The following is a 22,433-nucleotide window of genomic DNA, read 5'->3' on the forward strand; positions in this document are numbered from 1 at the left end:
GGATTGTCCCGGGCCGCCGCTCATGGGTTCATTTCGTATGCGCCCGAGAGGTTTTCGATCTGCTTCCAGACCGTGTCGAAGCGTTCGGCATCGGCCACCGGTTTGCGTACGCGCGTGAGCGCCCACTCCTGTTGCGCCGGTGTCGAGGAGGACTTTCCGTGCAGCTGCACCGCCAGTTCGGCGAAATCCCTGACGAACACCTCGAATACGGTGTCGAGCACAGCGCGGTCGAAATCGACGATCTCGGCCTGTTCCAGAATCAACTGGCCGTAGACGAGCAGTGTGAACATCTGGCCGAGGGTGAGCAGGAAATCCAGATCGCGCTGCTGCTCGGCGTCGGGCGCTGCGGTCTCCAATAGATGAACCAGGCCCCCGGCCTGTTCCAGGAAGAGCGCCACATTGGGCAGATCGGCGAAGGCTTCGTAGGCGCGCCGCCAATCGGCGAAGGTGACCTTGCTCAGTCCGCGCGCCGGGCCCTGATGGAACAGGAACTCGTCGTCACCGGCCTGCTTGAATGCGGGCACGGCGCTGTGCTCGGTGGGAGCGAAAAGGTAGTTCGGCATGAACTTGAGCACCAATGCCAGGTTGACGTGCACGGTGCCTTCGAGTTTGGTGGGCGCGAAGATGTCGCGGGACGCACCGTCGAAGTAGGTGTCGGCCTCGAAACCCTTGGCCGCGATGACATCCCACATGGCCGCGACGGACTTCTCCGACTCCTGCGTCACCTTCATCTTGTTGATCGGGTTGAACAGCAGGTAGCGGCGGTCATCGGGACCGGCGGTGCGGAAGTAGTCCACGGCGCGGTCGCTGTAGAGCTTCATACCGAACAGGCGAGCGTAGGCGTCTACGAAAGACCTTCGCGCGTGCGGGAATTCGGTGACGCGCGTGCCGTACAGCACCCGATTGTGGGCGTGGGTGATCGCTTCGTACAGGCAGTGCTCGGCCATCCCGATGGAGGCGAAACCGATATTGAACTTGCCCACATTGACCGTGTTGAGCGCGGCGTCGAAGGCTGCTTGACCGGTGTGCAGCACGTTCTCGACCGGCACCGGGTAGTCGGTCAGCGTGAACTCTGCGACGAACATCTGCGAGTTCACGGTGTTCTTGACCAGGTGATAGTTCGGGTGCTGTGAGTCGGCGGTGAAGAAGACATATCCCTCCGGACCGTCGATGTCCGATCGGCGGCCGAAGACCGAAACCACCCGGGCCACATTGGGGACTGCCCCGAGTTTGGTTGACTCGCGGGTGTAGTGGTTCAGGCCGCGAGCGCGGGCCGGTTTATTGTCTCAAACTCGATCGGGGTGAGCCGGCCGAGTCGGCGTTGCCGACGAGTGCGGTGGTAGGTCTTCTCGATCCAGACCACGATCGCCAACCGCAGTTCCGCGCGGGTCGCCCAGCGCTGCCGGTCGAGGACATTCTTCTGCAGCAGCGCGAAGAACGACTCCATGGCCGCATTGTCACCACACGCCCCGACGCGGCCCATCGAGCCTCGTAAACCGTTGACTGACAATGCATTCACGAACTTTCGGGAACGAAACTGACTGCCCCTGTCAGAGTGAACGACCGTCGCGTCTGGTGAGCGGAACGCGACGGCGTGATGCAGCGCCGATACCGCGATCGATGCCTTCATCCGAGAATCGATCGAGTAGCCCACGATCCGGTTGGAGAACACGTCCTTGATCGCGCACAGATAGAGCTTGCCCTCGCCGGTGGCGTGCTCGGTGATATCGGTCAGCCACACGGCATCCGGGGCGTCGGCGGTGAATTTGCGGTCGACGAGGTCGTCGTGGACCGGTGGGCCGGACTTGCGGTTCACCCCGCGTTTCTTGGCGAATACGCTCCAGATCCGTTGCTGTGAACACAATCTGGCGACTCGGTTCTCACCCGCGCGGATGCCGCGGGCGGGCAACTCATCGGCGATGAACCGGTAGCCGAACGCAGGGTCGTCGGCATGGATGTCGTAGGCGGCATTGATCAGATGCGCATCGTCCCAATCCCGTTGCGAGACAGGGTTCTTCTTCCATTTGAAGAATGCTTGGGTGGAGAATCCGAGTACCCGACAGGTCACCGCGACAGGAATCTTGTCTGCGGCCAGGTCCAGGACCAGCGGGTACATCATTTTGGGTTCACATCGCGCGAGAAGTAGGCGACCGCACGGCGCATGACCTCGGCTTCTTGTTCGAGTTGCCGGATCCGTTTGCGGGCCTCGCGAAGCTCGGCCGACTCATCACCGGTGACGCCGGGGCGATGTCCATCCTCGATGTCGGCCTGTTTCACCCAGTTCTTCACGCAGCTTTGCGAGATCCCGAAGTCCTTCGCGATCTGGGTCAACGGGATCTCGCCCTTGCGGGCGACCGCGACTACGTCGCGGCGGAACTCCTCGGGATAGGGCTTGGGCATGTCGGTGATCCTTCCACTGCGAGGAGGTCCTCACAGGTCAGGAGTCAACCAAACCGGGGGCAGTCCCTTGCCATTGCCGATGTAGTACTTCTCGCCGTTTGCGGTGAAGCCGCCGTTGCCGTCCGGGGTGAGGATCATGTCGGTGGAGTAGATGTCGGCCCCGTGCGCCCGCTCGGACAGGGCGAACGCGGCTACGGATCCATCCGATAGCCACTGCGTGGCCGCCGCGCGGGCGGCAGCGTTGTCGCTCTGCCAGATAGGTCCGACGCCGAGGATGGAGACCTGGCCGGTGTACCAGTAGCCGAGCCCGTAGAAGGCGAGGATCTCGAAGAGTTCGGAGATCCGCGCGGTGTCCCAGCGCTTGTCCGGATCCTCTGCCGCGTCGCGGGCGGGAGTCATGAACGTGGCGAACAGACCCTCGCGTGCCTGGAACTCCAGGAAGTCCGCGTACCAAGAGCGTTCGCGATACTGCTCGAGCAACTCACGCTTCCCTCTGGCCTCGAACCAGTCGACGGTCGCACGCAGCAGTCTGCGAGTTTCGGGATCGAAGTACCTCGGGTCGTAGGTGTGCGGGTTGAACAGGACCGCTGCCATCAGATGTGAACTCCTCGATGGGATGGTTTACGGCCACACCGGAATCTGGCGACCGGGCCAGCCCATCGTGTTATCGGGGGGTCCGCGCGGCAATGTCTGTACGCACGGGCGATATCGAGTACCGATGTTTCGTCGCACAGCGGCATTTCGGCCCCGCTGTGTTCGTGAGTCCTCGTGAAAGTCGCAACGACCCGGCGGTTTTATCGGAGACGTGCTCTTCCAGGTATCGGGCCAGCGACGTGCCGCGCATTACTGTGGCTGATGTGCGGCGCCGGATCAGCCTTGGTCTACGCCTGTGCCGGTCCTGGCATTCGACAGGCGCGGAGTGCGAGATACAGCTCGACGGCATGAGCGGGGGTGGACAGGTGTCGGCCGGTGAGATCGGCAATGCGGTTGAGCCGGAAGCGCACTGTATTGCGGTGGCAATAGAGGTGTTCCGCGACCGTCGTCACTTCGCCCCCGTGGTCGAACCACGCGCGCGCGGTTTCGATCAAGCTGGTCCGGTCGTGCTCGGGTAGCGCGAGGACCGGCCCGAGGACGTTCTCGGCGAGGGCGGCCGCGATATCGGGTGCGGTCGCGAGTAACACCGGGATGAGTGCCGAGTGGTAGCACAGTACCTCGTTGATCGCGGGATCCGCTGCAGCGCAAGTTGATTCAGCTTGTCGTAGCGCGACTGGGGTGTCAGCCAGTGAATGGAACGGCGTCGCTATGCCGACGCGCCCGGCGGTACGTTCGGCGATCATCGTCTCGAGTCTTTCCACCGTGAACCGTTCGGTCAACGCCACCAGGCCGACGTGATGGTCGAGGCGGATCTGCCAGGCCGATCGGATACCGAGGATCGATAGCGCGTCGGCAATACCGGGAATGGCCTCCCCCGTGGGGGAGCCGGTGGTGGCGGCGACCGCGACGTAGGTGCCCTGCACGGGCAATTGCAGGGTTCGAGCGCAGTCCCACAATCCAGCGCCGTCGGTTTGTCCGGTGAGCAGGGCATCGAGCGCCGCATACTGCGCGCGCTCGTCGCGGCGGGCATGTGCGGTGACTGTCTCCTGGTAGCCGCGGGTGAGTGCTTGTGAGTAGTCGTCGACCAGTTTCCAGACCTCGGACGCCATGGTCAGCAACGCGTGCTTGGCCGCGAGGTCATCATCGGCCAGTGCCACCAGTTCGTCCCAGACCACGCTCGACCCGATCCGATAGGCGCGCAACACGGCCGGTAGCGGCACTCCGTCCTCAGCCCGGCTGCGGCCGGTGGCTTGCGGGGTGTCGAAGCCTGCGCCGGGGTCCCCGGCGAGGTAGCCGAGGACGGCGGAGAGGTTGTCGCGGTTGGTTTTTCGCAGGTCGTCCGGATCCACCAGATGCAACTCCCCGTACACCGGTTCGGTGCGCTGGATCTCGGCGGATACTCGGGCGGTCAGGTCGTCGATTCGGTCGAGCAGGATGCGGCACGCGCATGCGACGAATCCGTCGGCCCACAGAGGCTGGTCGTTCACGGGTTCTGATACTAGGGGCATAGATTGTTCTTGCGCACAATACTTATCAGTGTCAGGCGGTCACGCTCACTATTGGTTCTGCGGTATCGGGGAGGTCCTTCTTGGTGCATTGTGCGTGGGCACATCTAGATCTGATTCTGCAATGTGCTGCGGTCCATTGCTGACTGATACGGACCGCCCGCAGGATGTGAGCCGGGACAACATCGGGGGTGCTCTTCGACGAGGCGGAGTGCTGTCCGATCACCGCAATCGGAAGGTCCGCACACATGGAGAACTCGGTTCGGTCGACCTCGCGGCTGGACACACTGCTCATCGATCCCATGCCGGGCCTGGCCACACGCTTCTTGCCGGACGGATCGACCCTGAAGTATCTGGCCAAGCTCGCCGCCAAGCCGGATGTCACAGCGGGTCGGGTCGGTGAATATCTACAGGAGCTGGGCGATATCGTCGCTGGCGATTCCGAACTGGCGCCACACCCGAAGGACCGCCGGTTCGCCGACAAGGCTTGGCGGCATAATCCGATTCTCCGTCGCACGTTGCAGTCGTATCTCGCGACATACAGCGCGACAATGGATTTCATCAAGATCGCGGATATGGACTGGCGGGCCGACAAGCGTGTTCGCTTCCTGGCGCAAAACTTGCTCGATGCACTCGCCCCCAGCAATTTCCCACTGGTGAACCCGATTTCGGCGCGGGTGGCGCTCGAGTACGGTGGCCTGAGCCTGGTGCAGGGCGTGGCCAACTTCGTCAACGATATGAAGTCCGCGCCGCGGATTCCGCGCATGGTCGACGCCTCGGAGTTCGAATTGGGCGTCGACCTGGCAACTACCCCCCGGTGCGGTCGTCTACCGCAGCGAGGTGTTCGAACTCATCCAGTACCGTCCGGTCACCGAGACCGTGCATGCGATACCGCTGTTGATGGTGCCACCGACGATCAACAAGTTTTACATCACCGATCTGGCTCCCGGGCGCAGCATGGTCGAGTACATGGTGGCTTCCGGTCATCAGCCGTTCGTGATGTCATGGCGCAATCCGGAACGCGCACATGCGGATTGGGGCCTCGCCACCTATGTGCGGGCGGTCTTCGACGCCATGGACGCGATCGAACGGATTACCGGCTCGGAGCAGGTGCTGTTGGGGGGCGCCTGCTCCGGGGGGATGTTGGCGAGCTGCGCGGCGGCGCTGCTGGCCCAGACCGGGCGCCTGGATCGGCTGGCGGCCTTCACTCTGATGGTGACGGTGCTGGACAACACTCGAGCCGGTGAACCCGCGGCCTTCGCCAATCGACCGCTGGCCGAGGCCGCGAAGCAGATGTCGCGGCAGGCCGGATATCTCGATGGCAAGCATCTTGCGGAGGGTTTCGCTTGGCTGCGCCCGAATGACCTCATCTGGTCGTACTGGGTGAACAACTACCTTTGCGGTAACAAGCCGCCCAAGTTCGACCTGCTGTATTGGAATGCCGATGTCACCCGCATGCCCGCCCACCTGCACGCCGACTTCATCGACGTCGCACTGCACAACGCCCTGGCTCGCCCGGGTGGCGTGCTAATCGACGGTGTTCGCGTCGATATGGTTTCCGTTACGACGGATTCTTATGTGCTGGCAGGTATTTCGGATCACATCACCCCGTGGGAGAACTGTTATCGCAGCGTTGGCATGCTCGGCGGCGACACCCGTTTCGTGCTGTCCCGCAGCGGTCACATTGCCGCGCTGGTGAATCCGCCGACCAACCCGAAAGCGGAATATCAAGTCAACGAGACGAATCCAGCCGACCCGGTCGAATGGCTGGCGGGCGCGGTCACCAGCGCCGGCAGTTGGTGGCCGGACTGGCGGGATTGGCTGGCCGCACGTGCCGGTGACCATATTCCAGCACCGCAAACCCTCGGTGGCGGTGGTCTCGAGCCGCTCGAGCCGGCCCCGGGGCGCTATGTACACGCCACCTGACCCCGGCCGAAAGTCCGCCGAAACGGAAGTTCGGCCGCGACGAATCGCGGTGCTGGGCCGCGGTGGCGCGGGCAAATCGGTCTTGAGTCGCAGCCTCGGCGTGGCTGCTGGACTACCCGTTGTCGAGTTGGATGCCCACTTCTGGCAATCCGGCACTACGGCACTGCCGCCGAACCGATGGCGGGTGGTACAGCAGCAGCTCGCCAACGGGGATCGCTGGATTCTCGATGGAGACCTGGGTCGTTTCGACATCGCCGAGGTTCGGCTGGCGGTAGCGGACACCATTGTGGTGCTGGACTTCCCGCTCTGGCTGTGTGCGTGGCGGGCGGTACGCCGTTCGCGGGAGAACCTCGCCTTTTGGCACTGGGTGGTGGGCTACCGCCGCCACAGCCTTCCTTTGATCATGGCCACCATCTCGGATTACGCGCCCGGGGCAGCTGTGCACCTGCTCCGGAGTTCTCGTGATGTCGAAAGCTTTATCGCTGGTCTGCGCGTCCAGGGTGCTACCTGATTCGATCATGCGGTGCGTGCGATGGCGGCGTTGGCGGTAAGGAAGGCTGCGATCGACTCGACGACGACATCGGGTTGGGTGGCGCTGAGCATGTCCTGATGCGAGTATCCGGGGGCGTCGATCTCGTTGGGCCGTGGCCCGCGTCGGGTTCGAATCGGGGCGAATACGTCCCCGGCGATGGTCAGGTGGGGTCGATGATCGGTCCAGTCTCGGTGCTGTAGCCCCCGTAGAGCACCGGTGCGGGCGCCGATCAGGGCGAGCACCATCTCTACGGGCAGTCGACGCGACTCGTAGGTATTGAGATAGCTGAATTCACCGTTTCCCCAAGCGAATACGGTGTCGTCGAAGCTGGAAATCGCATCCGAAGAGGTGCGCCAGCCGGTCAGCGTTCCGTGCGGATCGGCAGGCATCAGCAGCGGCCGCTGCGTCAGCACCGCGCCGAGCAGCTCACCGGCGAGCGGAATCCGGGGGAGGTCGGTAAGCAGGGCGCGCTTGTGCCTGACGGCTCCGGCATAGGTGCCCATATCGTTGGCCAGTGTGGTCGCTTGCGCGACACGTCCGAAGAGGGTTCCGAACAACGCCGCGTTGGTCAGGCGCCAGCGGCGCGGACCACCTCGCGGATATAACAGCAGGAACAAACCGTCAAGCAACATTCCGCGCGGAACATGCTGCAGGATATCGGTTTCCGAGTCCGGTTCGAAGCGTGCTGCGATTGCCGCGATTCCGGTCAGCACCGCGAGATCACCGAGCCGCAGCGGCCCCCAGTTGCTCGATGCGGGCAGAGCGCCGGTCCGTGTGGCCGCGGTGAGCGCCCGGTGGGCCGCACCTGCCGCCGCCGATACCGGCCGCAGTCGGGCGATCTCCAATGGATCGACCGTGATCGGCCCGTCTACCCCCAGCACACCCGCAATTTCCTGATAGCCGGGCCCGTCCGCGAAATCCCACTGGCAGTAGAAGTTCGCCAGCGGACCGCCGAGTGAGTGTCCGCCCACGAACAGCCGGCGTGCTCGCTCGGCCGGCTCCGGTATTTCCAGCGTATGCAAAAGCTGCCAGTCCCGCACCGCGTCGCGCACCCCGAAATCGGTGAGAAAGCGTTGTTTTCGCGCGGGCAGCCACCCCTGAAAAGTGCGGCCGCCGATCGAGCGGCCGCGGTAGTAGTAGTCCACGGCCACCCGATAATCGGCGGCGGCCACCGCCGCCCGCATACCGGTGCGATCGGCCAGATGCTGGCTGCGCCGCTCCATCGCCCAGACTTCCGCATGAACGCCGTGTCGAGACAGCACCTGAATGATGTTGCGCGCCAGTGGGTCGAAGCTCGATGGTCCGCCGGTGTTGCCCGGCTGTAGTGAGAGGACCACATCTGCGGGCCGTGCTCTGGCACCGCCATCACCGCAGAAATAGCGCAAATAGCTCAGGACATCGCACTCCGGGGTGCCGAGCGCGTGTGCGCGGGCTGGTGCCAGCTGACCGTGCTGACGCCGACATCACCGAAGCGATAACGAAACTGTTCGTGCCGCAGGGGCATCGTCGCCTCCGGTTCTTGCAGTGCGGGCACAATGCCGATCTGTCCATTGTGCCGCCTGAAACTGGGAAGCGGGAGCGAAAGCGGCCGGGTCAGCGACCTGCTGACTCAGGTGCGTTCGTTGCGGGCGAACCGAACGACTCGAGCAAAGAGAGTGTGCCGACCGCGGTCGCGATGGTAAAGGCGGAGTTGGGCGAGGGCGCAGGGTCGATTTTGTCGGGACTACTGCACATTGTTCGCAAGCGCATTGCGCTCCACGCTGTAAAAGGTCGGGTCATTGCGCAGCTGCCAATCCGGACCGACGAAGAACTGCTTCGCTGTCTCGTTGCCGAAGGCCAGATACTCGAGCCAGGCAACGGCGGTGCCGTCGGCGCGGTAGTTGTCGAGTCCGTCGACGGGCGAGAAGTGGCTCACGCCGCGGGCGTTGGCAATCCACGCCGGTGCGTTCGCGGTCAGGTTGTACTGCCACCAGCGCACCCAGCCGAAGTCCGGAACCACCCAGTCGTTGTAGCCGGTGAGATACAGCGTCGGCACGTTGATCAGCGAGCCCACGGCCAGCGGTCCGGGTGCGATGGCGAGTACGCCGGCCAGTTTCAGTGTGGGATCGATCTGCGAGGCGATGGCGGGCAGCACTGCGGCCAATTGCTGGGATGCCTGTCCGCCCGCGGAGTGTCCAGCCAGGATGGTGCGGCCCAGATCGATCTTGTTGTGCAGCGGTGAATTCGGATCTCGGTCGGCTATCAATGCCACCGCGAGCCCCAAGGCCGGCACATGGATCAGCGAATTCGTGAAGTCGTGCGGGATGGTGACGACGAATCCCCGGCTGACGAACTGCCGTGCCATTTCGTCATACATACCGGAGTCGACGGCGATGCCGGGGGTCAGCACGATCAGTGGGGCATCGTCGAGATCAGCGATATCAGCGGGGTAGTAGGTACTCACGCCAATAGGCGAATCCAGGCCATACGGGAAGGCCTGGGTACAGGTCAGATCCTCACGGTTGCCGAGCATGTGCACGACGATGTGCTGGAACATGCCGTAAGCCGAGTCCTGACATGGATTCACCCGCACGGTGGTAGCCATCGGATGGGGCCCCCGACCGCCGAAAAGGGTCTGCGCTGTCGCGGCGGCCGTGACGATCGGCCCGGTCGTTGCGTCGTCGGCCCGGGCGGCCCCCCAATCCTGGTCCTGTGAATATTGCGGCCGCTGTCAGCGCTGCGGCTGCTGCCCGGCGTGCTCCCGAACTCCTCATCTATGAGGCCCCCTCGTCTCTTGAGCCCGCCGTGTAAGTCGTGAGCCGGTCGGGCTCAGGGCAGGCTAGCGAAGAAGTGGCGGAGGCCACAACGAGCCCTCGACTGTGACCTGGCATCGAGGTCCGGTGCACGGCCCATATCGAGTTTGATTGTCCACGCGACTATTGCGCTATTCGGACGAGCCACTCCGAGTGGGTCACCATAGCTCCCGGGAATCCGCTGACGCCTCCGACGCGTAGCGCAGAACTGCGCGCACACCTCAACGGGCGAGCCGCGGTGCGTGCGTCCATTGTCACGCGCGGTCCGACATTCGAGCATGAACGAATGACAACAGCAGGGGTCACCCCGGGAAAGTTCGAGATTCCGGCGTCCTACGACATGGCCGAGAATGCGGCACTGACCGATATCCTCGATGAATTGTCCCGTACCGCACCAGAATTCGTTGCATTCCAAATACCCGGATCCGGAGGTTGGTCCGACGTGACAGCTGCGCGGTTCGCCACGCAGGTGCGTGCGGTGGCCAAGGGACTCATCGCCTCGGGAGTCGAGGTGGGGGACCGGGTCGCACTGATGTCGTCGACTCGTTACGAGTGGACGCTGTTGGACTACGCAATATGGACCGCCGGCGCGTGCACGGTCGCCATCTATGAATCCTCAGCGACCGAGCAGGCGCGCTGGATCCTGGAAGACTCCGGGGCATCGCTGCTGATCGTGGAGAACGACCGGCACGTGCGTACTGTCGGTGAGATCGTCCTTCCCGACCTGCACGGGGCGCTGCGCATCGACGCCGGTGCAGTGGAACTGCTCATCGAACGCGGAAAAACCTTGGGTGACAGCGTTATCGCCGAACGCCGCCTGCGGGTGCGGGCCGACTCGCCCGCCACTCTCATTTACACCTCCGGTACCACCGGCAGGCCCAAGGGCGTGGTGCTCACCCATGGAAACCTGCTGTGCGAGGCCATCTCCGGCAAACTCGCGCTCAGTAATCTGCTCGTCGAAGGCCAGCGCACCCTGATGTTCTTGCCGCTCGCCCACGTCTTCGCACGCGCGATCTCGGTAGGAGCGCTCAATGCCCGGGTGACGGTGGCGCATACCTCCGACTGGTCCACTCTCACCAGTCAATTCGCTTCGTACCAGCCGGATTTCATCCTCGCGGTGCCGCGGGTGTTCGAGAAGATCTACAACGGCGCCAAGCAGCGCGCACACGACAACGGCCAGGGGCGCGTCTTCGATATGGCCGCCGATGCTGCCATTGCCTGGAGCAAGGCCCAGCAGGCAGCCGGGCCCGGACTCGGTCTGCGGCTCTCGCACGCCGCATTCGATCGCCTGGTCTACGCGAAACTGCGTGCGGCCCTGGGCGGCCGGTGCGAGGGTGCGATCTCCGGCGGCGGACCCCTGGGCGAGCGACTCGGCCACTTCTTCCGCGGCATCGGTATGCCGGTCTACGAGGGCTACGGTCTCACCGAGACCAGTGCCGCCCTGACCCTGAATACGGTCACACACATGCGAGTCGGCACGGTCGGCCGTCCGCTACAGGGCAATGCGGTTCGAGTGGCCGAGGACGGTGAGCTGCTGCTTTCGGGAAACCTGGTCTGCGATGGCTATTGGAACAACGAGTCCGCCACCGCGGAAGCCTTCGAAGAAGGCTGGTTCCGCACGGGCGACCTGGGTGCGATCGATGCGGACGGGTTTGTCACTATCACCGGCCGTAAGAAGGAAATCATCGTCACCGCCGCAGGCAAGAACGTTTCACCGGCACCCCTCGAGGATGCCCTGCGCGCACACCCGCTCATCGGCCAGTGCATGGTGGTCGGTGACGGCAAACCCTTTGTGGGAGCGTTGATCACACTCGATCGTGAGGCGCTACCGGGTTGGGCACAGCGCCACGGCCTCGACGTTGCGGATGTTGCGGATTTGGCACGCCACCCCGCGCTGATCGAGGAGGTCGACGCAGCGGTCGCGGCGACGAACACGACGGTCTCGAAGGCCGAAGCCATCAAGAAGGTTCGTATCCTGGCAGCGGACTGGACCCAGGAAACCGGCGAACTGACCCCGAAAATGTCCCTCAAACGCGCCGTCGTACTCGCCGAGTATGCCGCCGACATCGAAGCCATCTACTCTTGACGACCGCCCGAACGATCATGCGATCACTTCGGCTGCCTACTCGAGGGACTGCGGTATGGCCGCGAAACTCGACGCAGCACGGCAGCCGGGATTGCCTGGAGCTGCCCTGCATCTCGGTGCGGTTGGTTTGCCAGCACCAAATTCTGCGCGACCTGGCTTAATCTCCCTTGACTGACCGACTGAGCTTGGGTCCGAGCTACGAAGCGGTGCTTCCCCGTGGTTAAGGTGTACCTGCGACTCGCCGAGTAGTGGTTCTTGTCCACCGGCCCTCAAGAGGGCAGTATTGCGGTCGGCCGGATGGCGGCCACTCCCGGCACCGCGCCGCCCCTTAAAGCGGTGCTATCTGGGATAGAGAAGCCGTAGCCTCACCATCGACCCTTGTCAGCTCACCTGCGCTGCAGCAGATCACAGTTTCGGGCATTTCGGGGCGGCGATGGCCGGGAATGGTGCTTCGATGGCTGCTGGTGGACGCGTCGCTGACCTGATTCGCACTCGCCGCCTATACACAGGCGAACCTCACAGTGACCTGAAGGGTCGCACAGTATTCGATAACGCGGTCCCCATCCCCGCCGCGCACACCTCGGACCAGGCTCTGCTGGAGTCGAAGGTATTCAGGATCTTCGGTGACTACGGCGAGTGGTTGGCGCACCCGGTCGGAATCGCGCGAGTTCGACTCGGAGTGGACGGTGGGCTCACGGCATGGATCGATAGTCACGCGGAGTTGCATCCAATTCGGCGCGAGCTGGGGGATCGCAAGCCCGGCAAGATCTTTCACTTCAGTCAAACGTTGGTTCCGATGTTGCTTCCCCATGCACATCCCGGAGACGAGCTGACAGGTATTCCTCGCCTGCGGGTCACCTCCGTTCGTGGTGCCGACCTCACGGTCTCGCTGATTGGCACCAATACGCAGGTGACACTTCGAGGTGCGCCCGGCACGCGCTGGAAGAATGACATTGAGCAGTTCCGAATCGAGAACGCCACGACAGGGCTTGTGCCGATCTGGACCGCACCCGAGTTGACCTCGGAGGAAAGGGAATTCGAGGAGGAGTTCGTGGGCGTCACTGCCAGCACACGGGACCTTTCCTGGATCGGTAGTGGTCTTTTCCGGCGAGTGGCTGTGCTCCAGACTTCGAGCAACGCCTACCGCACGAGGTACTGGTCCAACCCTGATCACCGTACGGGGGGTGAATGGATCTTCGAGCTGTGTACGCGGCGAGACGTCCCCGTCGATCACAACGGATTGCTGGCGCGGCTCCTAGACCCTGTCTGGGGGCTGCCAGTTCGAGTTGATCACCAACTCTGCATGTGCGAAGTCGACGCTCTGTGGGACCGGGAGTGCAACTACGACCTCGTACATACCGGGGGACAACGCGGAGTATTGAAGCTGCGGTTCGCACATCTGCTGCGGTACTACGATGGCCACGATCGCCGCGACTTCGCCGCGCTCGGTTCCGATGAAGCATGGCTCGATCGTGTCCTGCCCGAACCTCCCGGCAATGACGTGTTCGACAACGACGAACTCCGAGCACGCAGGCGCCGATATTTTCAGGTAGCGCTACAAGCGGACTGAAACCGCACAGCATCCAAGAAGCCCGAGCGAGCGGGATCGACATCCTTGTGCGCGAACGGATTTCCACCGCCTCGCTCGCTGCTGATGGTAAGTCGGGTACCAGCCCGGGCGTTACGCCCGACTGTCGCGCATTGACTGGCGATCACGGACGACCTTGATGGATTCGCCTGCCCGCACTGGCTGTACACGCATGGCCTCGGCTACCGATTCCGGCTGCGTGAGCAGGACGGAAAGAGCCCGGAAATGCTTGTAAAACGCCTCGGCGTCTGAGTCTTCGGTGGGGTGCCATCGCTGGAGTGCGTGGCTGAAGTCATCTCGTACGGGCTGTCCCACCCCTGCCAGGAAAGCCTGCTCCAACAGGGCGATGCTGTCTGGGCTCGGTTGGTATTTCGCTGGTTTCGAAGTTGGTCGGGCGAGCGTGTCGTAGTGCTCACCGAGGAGCTGCCGGAAGGCGTCGTCGATGTCGATCGCCGCGGCGGCCTGCACTTCGTTCTCGGCCCGGTCGTACCCACACATGATCTGGACGTGAGTGGGGTCGGAGCTTGGTGTCAGCGTGGGAATCGGCAGCTCGACGGTTTGGATACTGGCTATCGCGGCAGGATCGATGACCAACGACACCGCTTCTGTGTGGCTCCCGCATAGTGCCCACGCACGCCGAGCGTTGTTCGGGGCTGCGGCCGAGGGGGGAGATTGACGGCTCGGGAGTCCGGCCCCGGCATCCACCCGGCCGTGCCGAATCCGTGCGCGAACCGGCCCGGGGAATACCAGACGGCGGCCGGTGGGTTGCGAAAAAGGTATGCAAAATCGTAGAGATTTCGTAGACGGTCGGGGGATACCCCAAGGTTGCGCAGGTCAACGATGGGATAGGCTTTGTCGGTCATGAAGTCGCCGTAGAGCGGGAGCCGGAGCGTCTCGGCTTGTTCCCGCAGGCGTGTCACGTCACCGGTTCCGGTCAGCAGGGCGTCCACCGCGGCGTCGCGTAGTCGGGCGTCGTGCTGCGCCTGCTCCGTTCCCCATTCCTGATAGCCGACCGTCAGCGCCTGCGAATAATCGTCGACCAGTCGCCAGATCTCGGTAGCCGATTCCAGCAGCTCCTGTTTGGCCTCCGGATCGTCGCCCGCGAGCAGCAGCAGCCGATCCCAGGCGACCCGGGTGCCGATGCGGTACGCGCGCAGCACCGCCGCCAAGGGAACGCCGAGTTCGGCGCGGCGGCGCCCGGTGGTGCGAGCGGTGGTCAGGCCGATATGCGGATTGCCCGACAGGTATTCGAGCACCGACGCCAGATTCGCGCGGTTGGACTGCCACAGTTCCTGGTGGGTGATCAGATCGAAGGTCCCGTAGGCGGGTTCGGTGGTTTCGATGACCTCGGCGACCTCACTCACCAACTCGTCGATTCCGGCCAGCAGGGTGCGGCTGGCACGGGCGATGAAGGGCTCGGGGCGGTCAGTCATGACGCGATGTTAACGCTGCAAATGCGCTGGCTGAGACGGTCTGGTGCGCGGCATGCCGACGCACAGTGCGGCAGCGGTGAGCCTGTGCACACGCCTATGCGATCGCCGCGACGGCGGCAGGACAATCCAAGGACGTTGTGTCTGGGGATCACGCAGTCGAAAGAGCTTGCGGAGCACCGGGAGCGCCGTCTTCATCGTCGAGGGGCATCAATGAACACCCGAACAGAGCAGTTCCTGTATTCGTCCGGATCGATCTCGGTGAGCCGGGTCGGCTGGCGGCGTCCACGCCCAGTACTCGGCGCCCCGGACTCGTGCGACACGATCGGATATCTGCGCTTCCGTTCCACTCGCCCGATGCGATCGAATCTGGTGCTGTCGCTGCAACCGGGAAATACCGGCGGCCCGTCCAGTTTCGATCCGGTCGCCCGCAATCTGATCACCGAACTGGAACGCCGCGGCGTCGGCTGCGAAGTCTGGGCGATGGAGCGCTGCGGGCAGCGTCTCGTAGACGACCGCGGCGTATGGGCAGCCGTCGCCGCGGAGGACTACCGGGTGGCGATCGACTATTACTACCGGGGCGGGGCCGTGGACGGCGCCCGCTTCACCGGATGGCCGTCAGGCCGTACCGTTCGGTTCCTGTCCAGAATCGGCATTCCGCAGGTGATCGAGGATTGGCATTTCATTCACACCCAGGAGATGCCCGACCGATCCGAACGGGCGCGGCGGTTGTTCATCGGCGGACACTCGCTGGGTGGCCCGCTGGCGAACTACTACTGCCAGTGGGATTTTCCCGCAGGCCCCGGGTATGACGAAGTGGCCGGTGTGCTCGGATTGGACGGACCGATCGCCGTCGACGCGCTGCGCGTGCATCGACTGCCGGGCAGGCGGCCCATGGCCTCCGCCGCCGCCCGTGCGATGCCCTTCGCGGCGGCGTCCATGCGTGCGCGCATGCTGCCGGCGTCGGCGAGTTCGGGACTGCTGCGGCTGACCGATATCGCCCTGCTGACCACCATCGCCGCCATCGGTGCACGATTCGAGCCGGACGCCGAAAGTGTTCTTCCGCAGCAGATTCCGCACTCCATGACCTTGGACCCGATGCTGCGCCTGCTGTTTCCGCGCGGCGGTCTGCGCTCCTGGCGATTGAGCAATGCGGCGGTCTTCGGCAGTCTGTTCGGCCGCTCCGCGCAGGGCACCACCCTCTCGGGCGATATCGGCTGCTACACCGGTCCTCTGCGGACCAAGCACCGCATGGTCACCCGGCTGGCCAACCAGCCGATCATCGGCGAACCGTTCGCGGCGCTGCTGAGCCCGAACCCCAGGTACATGCCGGCCGATCCGCGTACGGTCGTGGCGGGCTGGGCGGAGTCGCCCGATTCGATCAGCAGTTTCCAGGACACCGTATTGGCTTGGTCCAACGGTGATTTCAGCTATCTCAACAGCTACGAATCACGGCGATTGCGCAGTGAGGCGATGGTCGCCATGATCGGCGGCGTACCGGCCGGATGCGAGCGACTGGTCCATCGGGACTGGGAGCAGCACATTCCCAGCTTGGTCTTCGCCAGCGACGTCTGGGCGCCGATCCGTACCCGACGGACTGCTGCCGTGAACGAAGTCGACGCGGCCGGGTATTCCCACCAGGACATGCTCTGTGCGCGACAACCCGACGTGGTGGTCGACCGCATAGTGGAATTCATTGCCGCGCAAGAGATTGCGCGGCAAACGGCCTGACCCCTGCGGTCAGCCCGGAGTCAGCGAGAAACGGGAGCATATGAGCAGTAGGCCGGAACGTGCGCCGATCACCGATGGCGTCGCCGAGCAGCACGATCGAATGGTCCGGACACGGCAGCGGTTCTTCGGCGCAGCCAATGTCGATCCCGGCAGCGGGCAGGTGCGGGCAGATCGGGTGATTGTGTCCTGGTTCGGCTGCACCAGTTACGCGGTCGCCTTCACCGGAACGGTGCTGCTGCTGGACGCGTGGATTCCGCGCGGTATGCACAGCGGATATGTGCCCACCGAGGTCGCCGAGATCGGGTGGTTGCGGCCCGCCGCGATCTTCATCGGGCACGGTCACTTCGACCACGCCGGTGATGCGGGGCCGATCGCGCAGGCGGCCGGGGCGCGGATCTTCGGCACCGCCGGGCATTGCGAGGGCATTCGCAAGCAGCTGCGCGGTCACCGGATCCGGTGTGAATTCACGGTATTGGGTGATGACACGGCCGCGCCCGGGACCCGGCACGACTTCCGGCTCACCGAAGGCGTCGAGGTGAGTGCGATCCATCATCTGCATTCGGCGCGTAAACGTTCGGATGGATCGTCGCCGCGGCTGATACCTCGTCCGTATCCGCGCGACATTCTGGACCATCCGCCGACCCTGCGTGATTTCACCGACTCGGGACGCCGTCTCTTCGATGCGCACGGCGGTGTGCTGCTTTACCAGTTCCGCACACGGGGATTCACACTCACCTGGCACGATTCGTCCGGACCGTTGGCCGAGGATGGGCCGCAGGTGCTGAGGGCGCTGCGTGAACTCCCCGGCACGGATCTGCATCTGGGCGCGATTCAGGGTTTCAACCAGGCCACCAATGGGTTGCGCGACCCTCGGCACTACATCGAGGCCCTGCGCCCGCGCGTGTTCGTGCCGGGCCACCACGACAACTGGGGTCCGCTCTTCACCAGCCGCGCAGCCAGTTACGAGGCGCCGCTGCGGGCTGAGCTGGCGCGCATCGACCCGGCTCGGCGGCCGGAGCTGCGATTCCTGGGTGATCCGGTGGATTACATCAGGCCCGATCGGCTGACCTTCGAACTCTGATCGATGTGCTGGAAAGTGCTGTGCAGCAGCACAATGCGTCCGACGCCGGGCGGTGGGGCGGCCCATTGTTCAGCGTATGCGCGGCGCGCAGAATGTGGAGTGCAGGGGAGATCGGCGTGGGCACAGCGGCTTTCAGGTCGCGCGCGCCGCTACGCCACGCATTTCTGAACCCAAGCGCATCAACGCCGTGGCGGCCGGGGACGTTCGCGCCTGATCGCAGCCGCGCCCGATCGAGGAGTCTCTTCGTGCCCGTATCGTTTCGTGATCCCGATATCGCCGACGGCGAGAAGTCGACCTACTCCGTCGCCATCGGTGATCAGCCCGCTGTGAGCGAAATCGTCAGCATCGTGACCGTCGATGCTGACGATCGCTACCGGTCACTGCTCGAACTCACCATGCCGGGGGACTTCCGGATGAATGTCGAGCAGACCTTCGATCGTGTCGAGGGTGCGCTCTCCTGCCGCGACTACCGTGCCGAGAGCCGGGTCGGCGCGATGTTGGTCAGCAGCGAGCACGGAAACTTCGCCGATACCGCGCATCTGCAGTTCGGCGGTGTCGTCGAACCCTTTCCCGGGCGAATGGTGCCGCTGCTGGGCGGTGTCACCGCCTTCCGCGGCCTGGAGTTCGCGAAGGGATCGAAGCTGAATGCCGATCTCTGGCTGGGCTTCTCGGTGCACTGGCCGATCGAGGTGAAGGTCGACAAAAAGGTCACCCTCGATATTGCCGCGGGCCGATTCGATGCCTGGCAGGTGCGCGTCCGCCCCAGCTTCTCGCATATCAACGGCCTACTGGACAAGGTGATGAGCGGCGTGCTGCCGCCGTTCGTCATGCACTTCGACACCGCCCCGGGCCACCGCATGCTGCGCTTCTCCTTCCCCACCGGACCGATGCCATGGAATCCCAAGGGCCTGGTGGTACTCAACCGCACCGAATAACGGCTCCGGCCCGCACGGATGAGCGCGGCATATCCACTCGACGGGTGGCGGCAGGGCAATGCTCTGCCGCCACCCATTGTCTTATGGGGCAATCGAGCTAAATAGCGCGGCGCAATAGTGATCCCGCAATGTCAATGGTCGTGTACACACCGGTGCGCGGTCATGACTGTGCATCCGAATACGGTTTCGGTGAATCGCGGCAGATGCCGAATTCCCGGCCCCTGTGATGGCACCCTTCTCCGGGGAGATATGTGTCGCGAGACACGCATTCGGAGGGATCGATGAGAATGAACTCGAAGCGGGCGCGTGCTGTCGCGGCATTGGCCGCGAGCGCTGCTCTGCTGGCCGTCGGCGGGGTGGGATCGGCTGCGGCCGATGATGGAATTGCACCGGGTGTGACAGCGCAGAGCGTGTTCGAGACCACGGGCCCGCATCCGGTGGCCACCGCGGTGCGCACCAATCCGTGTCAGGACTCGGTCTACGGCATGCTGCAGCACATTGTGGTGCACGCGCTCGGCAATCGGGACGATTTGACCTGCACGCAGGCCTTTCCCTACGGGCTGGATTCGCCGATCGGGGTGAACACCTACTACCCGGCCGATATCGCTGATCTCGGCGCCGCACCGCTGATCGTGCTGACCCCGGGCGTCATCGTGGATGCCGGGATGTACGACGCCATGGCGCGGCAGTGGGTCAGCCACGGTTTCGTCGTCGTGGTGCCGCACGACTTCTTCAACTCGCTCGCCTATGTGCCGGCGCTGGGATTGGCGGTCGCGCTCTCGGCCGATCACGATCCGAATTCCGTGCTGTACAACAGGATCGACCTCGGACGCACGATTCTGGCCGGACACTCCGCGGGCGGTCAGGCCTCTCAGCAGCTCGCCGCCGTACTGCCTGCGGTCGCCGCGCAGATCGACCCCGCGCTGCAGCTCGCCGGTGTACTCGCCATCGCACCGGGCCCGTTGGCCGTAGGTGCCCTGATTACGGTGCCCACCCTGTATCTCACCGGCTACAACGATTTCGTCGTTCCGGACTTCGCCTGGGTGCGCTGGTGGCAGTACGACCAGACGGTCGGCGCTCCGGCATGGATCGCCAATGCTCGTGGCGTGAGCCACTTCTCGCCGGTCGACGGTCTCGACAACTACCTCGGGGAGGGAACGGCGATGGCATGGCTGGAGTATCTGGGCTTCGGTGACGAGAGGGCGAAGCAGTTCTTCGTCGGACCGGACTGGCTGCTGCCGGCCGACAAGACCTTCTACAGCGTGGAGCGCAATGCGCTCGCCGACCAGCTGCGGTAAAGCGGCCGGATCGACTTCGCGGAGATTCTCAGGCCGGAGTAGGCCCTGGAACTGGTGATATTTCGAATACAGCGCACTGCGTATTGTAAATATGCTACGTTCGCCTTCCCTCGCACCCCTGTGCCTGTGTGAGGGAAGGCGCGGGCCCGCCGGGCAGATCTCGGCGGGGGCCGCGTCGTCACTGCTCATTACTCGAACACTGGAGCGCGGCGTATGACGATCCCGCCGAAACCCCTGCCCCTCGTGCCTGTGGGCGCGGACGGACGCCATCTGCATCAGTGTCCGCTGTGTGAGGCGATGTGCGGCTTGGAGATTCACGTCGAAGGTGGCCGCGTCGCTCGCGTTCGCGGCAATCCGGACGACGTGTGGAGCAAGGGGTACATGTGCCCCAAGGGGGCTTCGCTGGGCGATCTGCACCACGATCCGGACCGGGTGCGCCGTCCGCTGGTGAAGGTCGAGGGTCGGTGGCGAGAGGTCGACTGGGACACCGCGTTTCGCCGCTGCACGCAATTGCTCGCACCGGTGATCGAACGCCATGGAATCGCTGCGGTGACCTCGTTCACGGGTCAGCCGACGGCGCACACCCTGGGTCTGTCGCGCTATATCCACGTGCTGCTGGGCATGTCGGGTATGCCGACGTCGTACTCCTCCGGCACCGTGGATCAGTGGCCCAAGAACCTGTCCTCGCATCTGATGTACGGCGGCTGGTGGACGATTCCGGTGCCCGATATCGAGCGCACCGATCTGCTGATCATCATGGGCGCCAATCCGGCCGCGTCCCAGGGGTCATTGCTGGCGGCGCCGGACATCATGAGCACGATCGGTGAAATCGCCGGCCGGGGAACCGTTATCGTGATCGATCCGGTGCGCACCAAGACCGCCGCACGAGCGAGCGAGTGGATTCCGATCGTGCCCGGCACCGACGCCGCCCTGCTGCTGGCGGTGGTGCACACGCTGTTCGCCGAGGATCTCGTCGAACTAGGCGCACTGGCCGGTCATGTCGAGGGCCTGGAAGTCTTACGCGAGGTGGCGGTGGACTGGCATCCCGAGCGCGTCGCAGAGACCACCGGTGTGCCCGCCGAACGCATTCGCGCGCTGGCACGGCAGCTCGCCGGGACCGATCGCGCCGTCGTCTACGGGCGGATCGGGCTGTGCAATCAGGAGTTCGGGAGTCTGTGCAGTTGGCTGGTGGACGTGGTCAATATCCTCACCGGGCACCTGGACCGCCCCGGCGGCGCCATGTTCGGCAGGCCGGTGCTGCGCTCGCTGCTGCACAGTCCGCAGCCCGGTCTCGAAGACGGCAAGGCGCTGTTCGGGCGATGGCGCACCCGCGTACGCGATGCTCCCGAAGTACTCGGACAGGTACCGGTCGCCTGCCTGGCCGAGGAGATCGAGACGCCGGGGGAAGGGCAGATCAGGGCGCTCATCACGGTCGCCGGCAACCCGGTGCTGTCCGCGCCCTCCGGTGAACAGCTGGATCGGCTGTTGCCGACGCTGGAGGCGATGATCTGTGTCGACAATGCGATAAACGAGACCACCCGGCACGCGGATGTGATCCTGCCGGGGTTGTCTCCGCTGGAACGCGCCCACCTCGACGACCTGCAACTGTCCTTCGCGCTGCGCAGCATCGCCAATTACTCTGCGCCCGTGTTCGATCCGCCCGATCCGGAGCGCCCCGACGAGTGGGAGATCCTGCTCCGGCTCACCGGGCTGTGCCAGGGCACGCCCGCCGAGAGCGTGGATATCGCCGCCATCGACGACGGCTTCACCGATTATGTCGCCTACACACTCGGGTTGGACGGGGCCTTCGTCCGTTCCCATTACGAGCGGGGCGGACCCGAGCGCATGGTCGATCTCACGCTGCGCGGCGGGCCTTTCGGCGATCGCTACGGTGAGCGGTCGGACGGGGTGAGCCTGGAGATGCTCGAGCGCGAACCCAACGGCGTGGACTTCGGCCCGACGGTGGCGCAGATCCCAGGCATACTCGGCACCGCCGACCACAAGATCCGGCTGGCACCCCGATACCTGCTCGACGACATTCCTCGGCTGGCGCGGCGACTGCGGCGACCGGCCGCGGAATTGCTGCTGGTCAGTCGTCGGGATCTGCGCTCGAACAATTCGTGGATGCACAACGCGCCCAACCTGATGCGCGGCATGACGGGAAACAATCGCTGCACTCTGCTCATCCACACTGATGACGCGGGTGCGCGCGGGCTGAGCACCGGCGACGTGGCGGTGGTGCGGTCGGAGGCCGGATGTATCGACGTACCGGTCGAGGTGACCGACGACATCAAATCCGGAGTTGTCTCCATGCCGCACGGGTGGGGTCACGGCCGCGAGGGCAGCCGCCTGACGATCGCCAACCAGCACCCCGGAGCAAATACCAACGCCCTCTCGCCGCCTTTGTTCATCGACGACCCCTCAGGCAATGCGGCAGTCAACGGCATCCCCGTCACCGTCACCCGCAGTTGACATCCGGTCTGAGGGGTCGCAGAACGCAGGGCGAAAATGCTCCTCCGAGGGTCGTGTCGATCT

15 protein-coding genes and 3 pseudogenes are annotated in these 22,433 nt (G+C 64.4%); 10 read left to right on the forward strand and 8 right to left on the reverse strand.

What is annotated here, in order from left to right; genetic code table 11:
- Window positions 1-20 precede the first annotated feature (20 nt).
- The 4 genes and pseudogenes from OG300_RS10495 to OG300_RS10510 form a co-directional block, all read right to left on the reverse strand.
- A pseudogene (locus OG300_RS10495) lies at window positions 21-1,214 on the reverse strand (acyl-CoA dehydrogenase family protein); the annotation flags it as partial.
- Window positions 1,215-1,255: 41 nt separating this feature from the next.
- A protein-coding gene (locus OG300_RS10500) for an IS3 family transposase (RefSeq protein WP_331722933.1) occupies window positions 1,256-2,400 on the reverse strand; the annotation gives its coding sequence in 2 pieces (ribosomal slippage) (window positions 1,256-2,121 and window positions 2,121-2,400; 1,146 coding nt in all).
- Between the two features lie 69 nt (window positions 2,401-2,469).
- Window positions 2,470-2,994, reverse strand: a pseudogene (locus OG300_RS10505) (acyl-CoA dehydrogenase); the annotation flags it as partial.
- A 287-nt stretch (window positions 2,995-3,281) separates the two neighbouring features.
- On the reverse strand, window positions 3,282-4,481 hold the full coding sequence (locus OG300_RS10510) for a PucR family transcriptional regulator (protein WP_405494615.1): 1,200 nt from the start codon (window positions 4,479-4,481) through the stop codon (window positions 3,282-3,284).
- Window positions 4,482-4,801: 320 nt separating this feature from the next.
- On the opposite strand from OG300_RS10510, the pseudogene OG300_RS10515 reads away from it, so the two are divergent.
- From OG300_RS10515 to OG300_RS10525, 3 genes and pseudogenes are all read left to right on the forward strand, one after another.
- Window positions 4,802-5,248, forward strand: a pseudogene (locus OG300_RS10515) (poly(3-hydroxyalkanoate) polymerase); the annotation flags it as partial.
- A gap of 91 nt (window positions 5,249-5,339) precedes the next feature.
- Window positions 5,340-6,425: a PHA/PHB synthase family protein gene (locus OG300_RS10520; protein ID WP_405494617.1), complete on the forward strand. Its 1,086-nt coding sequence runs from the start codon at window positions 5,340-5,342 to the stop codon at window positions 6,423-6,425.
- 49 nt (window positions 6,426-6,474) lie between these two features.
- Entirely contained in the window at window positions 6,475-6,936 is a 462-nt protein-coding gene (locus tag OG300_RS10525; RefSeq protein ID WP_405494619.1) for an adenylate kinase, read from the forward strand.
- A gap of 5 nt (window positions 6,937-6,941) precedes the next feature.
- Here OG300_RS10525 and OG300_RS10530 read toward each other — a convergent pair whose 3' ends face one another.
- Window positions 6,942-8,219, reverse strand: a complete 1,278-nt coding sequence (locus OG300_RS10530) for a hypothetical protein (RefSeq protein ID WP_405494621.1) — start codon at window positions 8,217-8,219, stop codon at window positions 6,942-6,944.
- Between the two features lie 461 nt (window positions 8,220-8,680).
- On the reverse strand, window positions 8,681-9,541 hold the full coding sequence (locus tag OG300_RS10535) for an alpha/beta hydrolase (RefSeq protein WP_405494623.1): 861 nt from the start codon (window positions 9,539-9,541) through the stop codon (window positions 8,681-8,683).
- Between the two features lie 494 nt (window positions 9,542-10,035).
- On the opposite strand from OG300_RS10535, the gene OG300_RS10540 reads away from it, so the two are divergent.
- Both OG300_RS10540 and OG300_RS10545 read left to right on the forward strand, forming a co-directional pair.
- Complete coding sequence (locus tag OG300_RS10540; protein ID WP_405494625.1) at window positions 10,036-11,835, forward strand: AMP-dependent synthetase/ligase; 1,800 nt, start codon at window positions 10,036-10,038, stop codon at window positions 11,833-11,835.
- Window positions 11,836-12,289: 454 nt separating this feature from the next.
- Complete coding sequence (locus OG300_RS10545) at window positions 12,290-13,405, forward strand: hypothetical protein (protein ID WP_405494627.1); 1,116 nt, start codon at window positions 12,290-12,292, stop codon at window positions 13,403-13,405.
- A 111-nt stretch (window positions 13,406-13,516) separates the two neighbouring features.
- On the opposite strand, the gene OG300_RS10550 is transcribed toward OG300_RS10545, so the two are convergent.
- Both OG300_RS10550 and OG300_RS10555 read right to left on the reverse strand, forming a co-directional pair.
- Complete coding sequence (locus tag OG300_RS10550; protein ID WP_405494629.1) at window positions 13,517-14,023, reverse strand: hypothetical protein; 507 nt, start codon at window positions 14,021-14,023, stop codon at window positions 13,517-13,519.
- The gene (locus tag OG300_RS10555) at window positions 13,993-14,856 is read right to left on the reverse strand and encodes a hypothetical protein (protein WP_405494631.1); all 864 of its coding nucleotides are present in this window, start codon (window positions 14,854-14,856) and stop codon (window positions 13,993-13,995) included. The genes OG300_RS10550 and OG300_RS10555 overlap by 31 nt, the downstream gene beginning before the upstream one ends.
- A 210-nt stretch (window positions 14,857-15,066) precedes the next feature.
- On the opposite strand from OG300_RS10555, the gene OG300_RS10560 reads away from it, so the two are divergent.
- The 5 genes from OG300_RS10560 (at window position 15,067) to OG300_RS10580 (ending at window position 22,370) form a co-directional block, all read left to right on the forward strand.
- Complete coding sequence (locus tag OG300_RS10560) at window positions 15,067-16,584, forward strand: hypothetical protein (protein WP_405494633.1); 1,518 nt, start codon at window positions 15,067-15,069, stop codon at window positions 16,582-16,584.
- A gap of 40 nt (window positions 16,585-16,624) precedes the next feature.
- On the forward strand, window positions 16,625-17,665 hold the full coding sequence (locus OG300_RS10565) for an MBL fold metallo-hydrolase (RefSeq protein WP_355118446.1): 1,041 nt from the start codon (window positions 16,625-16,627) through the stop codon (window positions 17,663-17,665).
- A 245-nt stretch (window positions 17,666-17,910) separates the two neighbouring features.
- Window positions 17,911-18,600, forward strand: coding sequence for a hypothetical protein (locus OG300_RS10570; RefSeq protein ID WP_405494635.1), 690 nt, complete (start codon window positions 17,911-17,913; stop codon window positions 18,598-18,600).
- A 281-nt stretch (window positions 18,601-18,881) separates the two neighbouring features.
- Window positions 18,882-19,898, forward strand: coding sequence for an alpha/beta hydrolase (locus tag OG300_RS10575; RefSeq protein WP_405494637.1), 1,017 nt, complete (start codon window positions 18,882-18,884; stop codon window positions 19,896-19,898).
- A gap of 213 nt (window positions 19,899-20,111) precedes the next feature.
- The gene (locus tag OG300_RS10580) at window positions 20,112-22,370 is read left to right on the forward strand and encodes a molybdopterin-dependent oxidoreductase (protein ID WP_405494639.1); all 2,259 of its coding nucleotides are present in this window, start codon (window positions 20,112-20,114) and stop codon (window positions 22,368-22,370) included.
- Window positions 22,371-22,433: the final 63 nt, after the last annotated feature.

The sequence above is a fragment of the Nocardia sp. NBC_00511 genome (assembly GCF_045161165.1).
Taxonomy (GTDB): Bacteria; Actinomycetota; Actinomycetes; order Mycobacteriales; family Mycobacteriaceae; genus Nocardia.

Coding starts and splice junctions, on each gene's coding strand:
- OG300_RS10565 (WP_355118446.1), top strand. CDS start 16,625: ATGAGCAGTAGGCCGGAACGTGCGCCGATCACCGATGGCGTCGCCGAG.
- OG300_RS10580 (WP_405494639.1), top strand. CDS start 20,112: ATGACGATCCCGCCGAAACCCCTGCCCCTCGTGCCTGTGGGCGCGGAC.
- OG300_RS10555 (WP_405494631.1), bottom strand. CDS start 14,856: ATGACTGACCGCCCCGAGCCCTTCATCGCCCGTGCCAGCCGCACCCTG.
- OG300_RS10575 (WP_405494637.1), top strand. CDS start 18,882: ATGAGAATGAACTCGAAGCGGGCGCGTGCTGTCGCGGCATTGGCCGCG.
- OG300_RS10545 (WP_405494627.1), top strand. CDS start 12,290: ATGGCTGCTGGTGGACGCGTCGCTGACCTGATTCGCACTCGCCGCCTA.
- OG300_RS10560 (WP_405494633.1), top strand. CDS start 15,067: ATGAACACCCGAACAGAGCAGTTCCTGTATTCGTCCGGATCGATCTCG.
- OG300_RS10535 (WP_405494623.1), bottom strand. CDS start 9,541: ATGGCTACCACCGTGCGGGTGAATCCATGTCAGGACTCGGCTTACGGC.
- OG300_RS10540 (WP_405494625.1), top strand. CDS start 10,036: ATGACAACAGCAGGGGTCACCCCGGGAAAGTTCGAGATTCCGGCGTCC.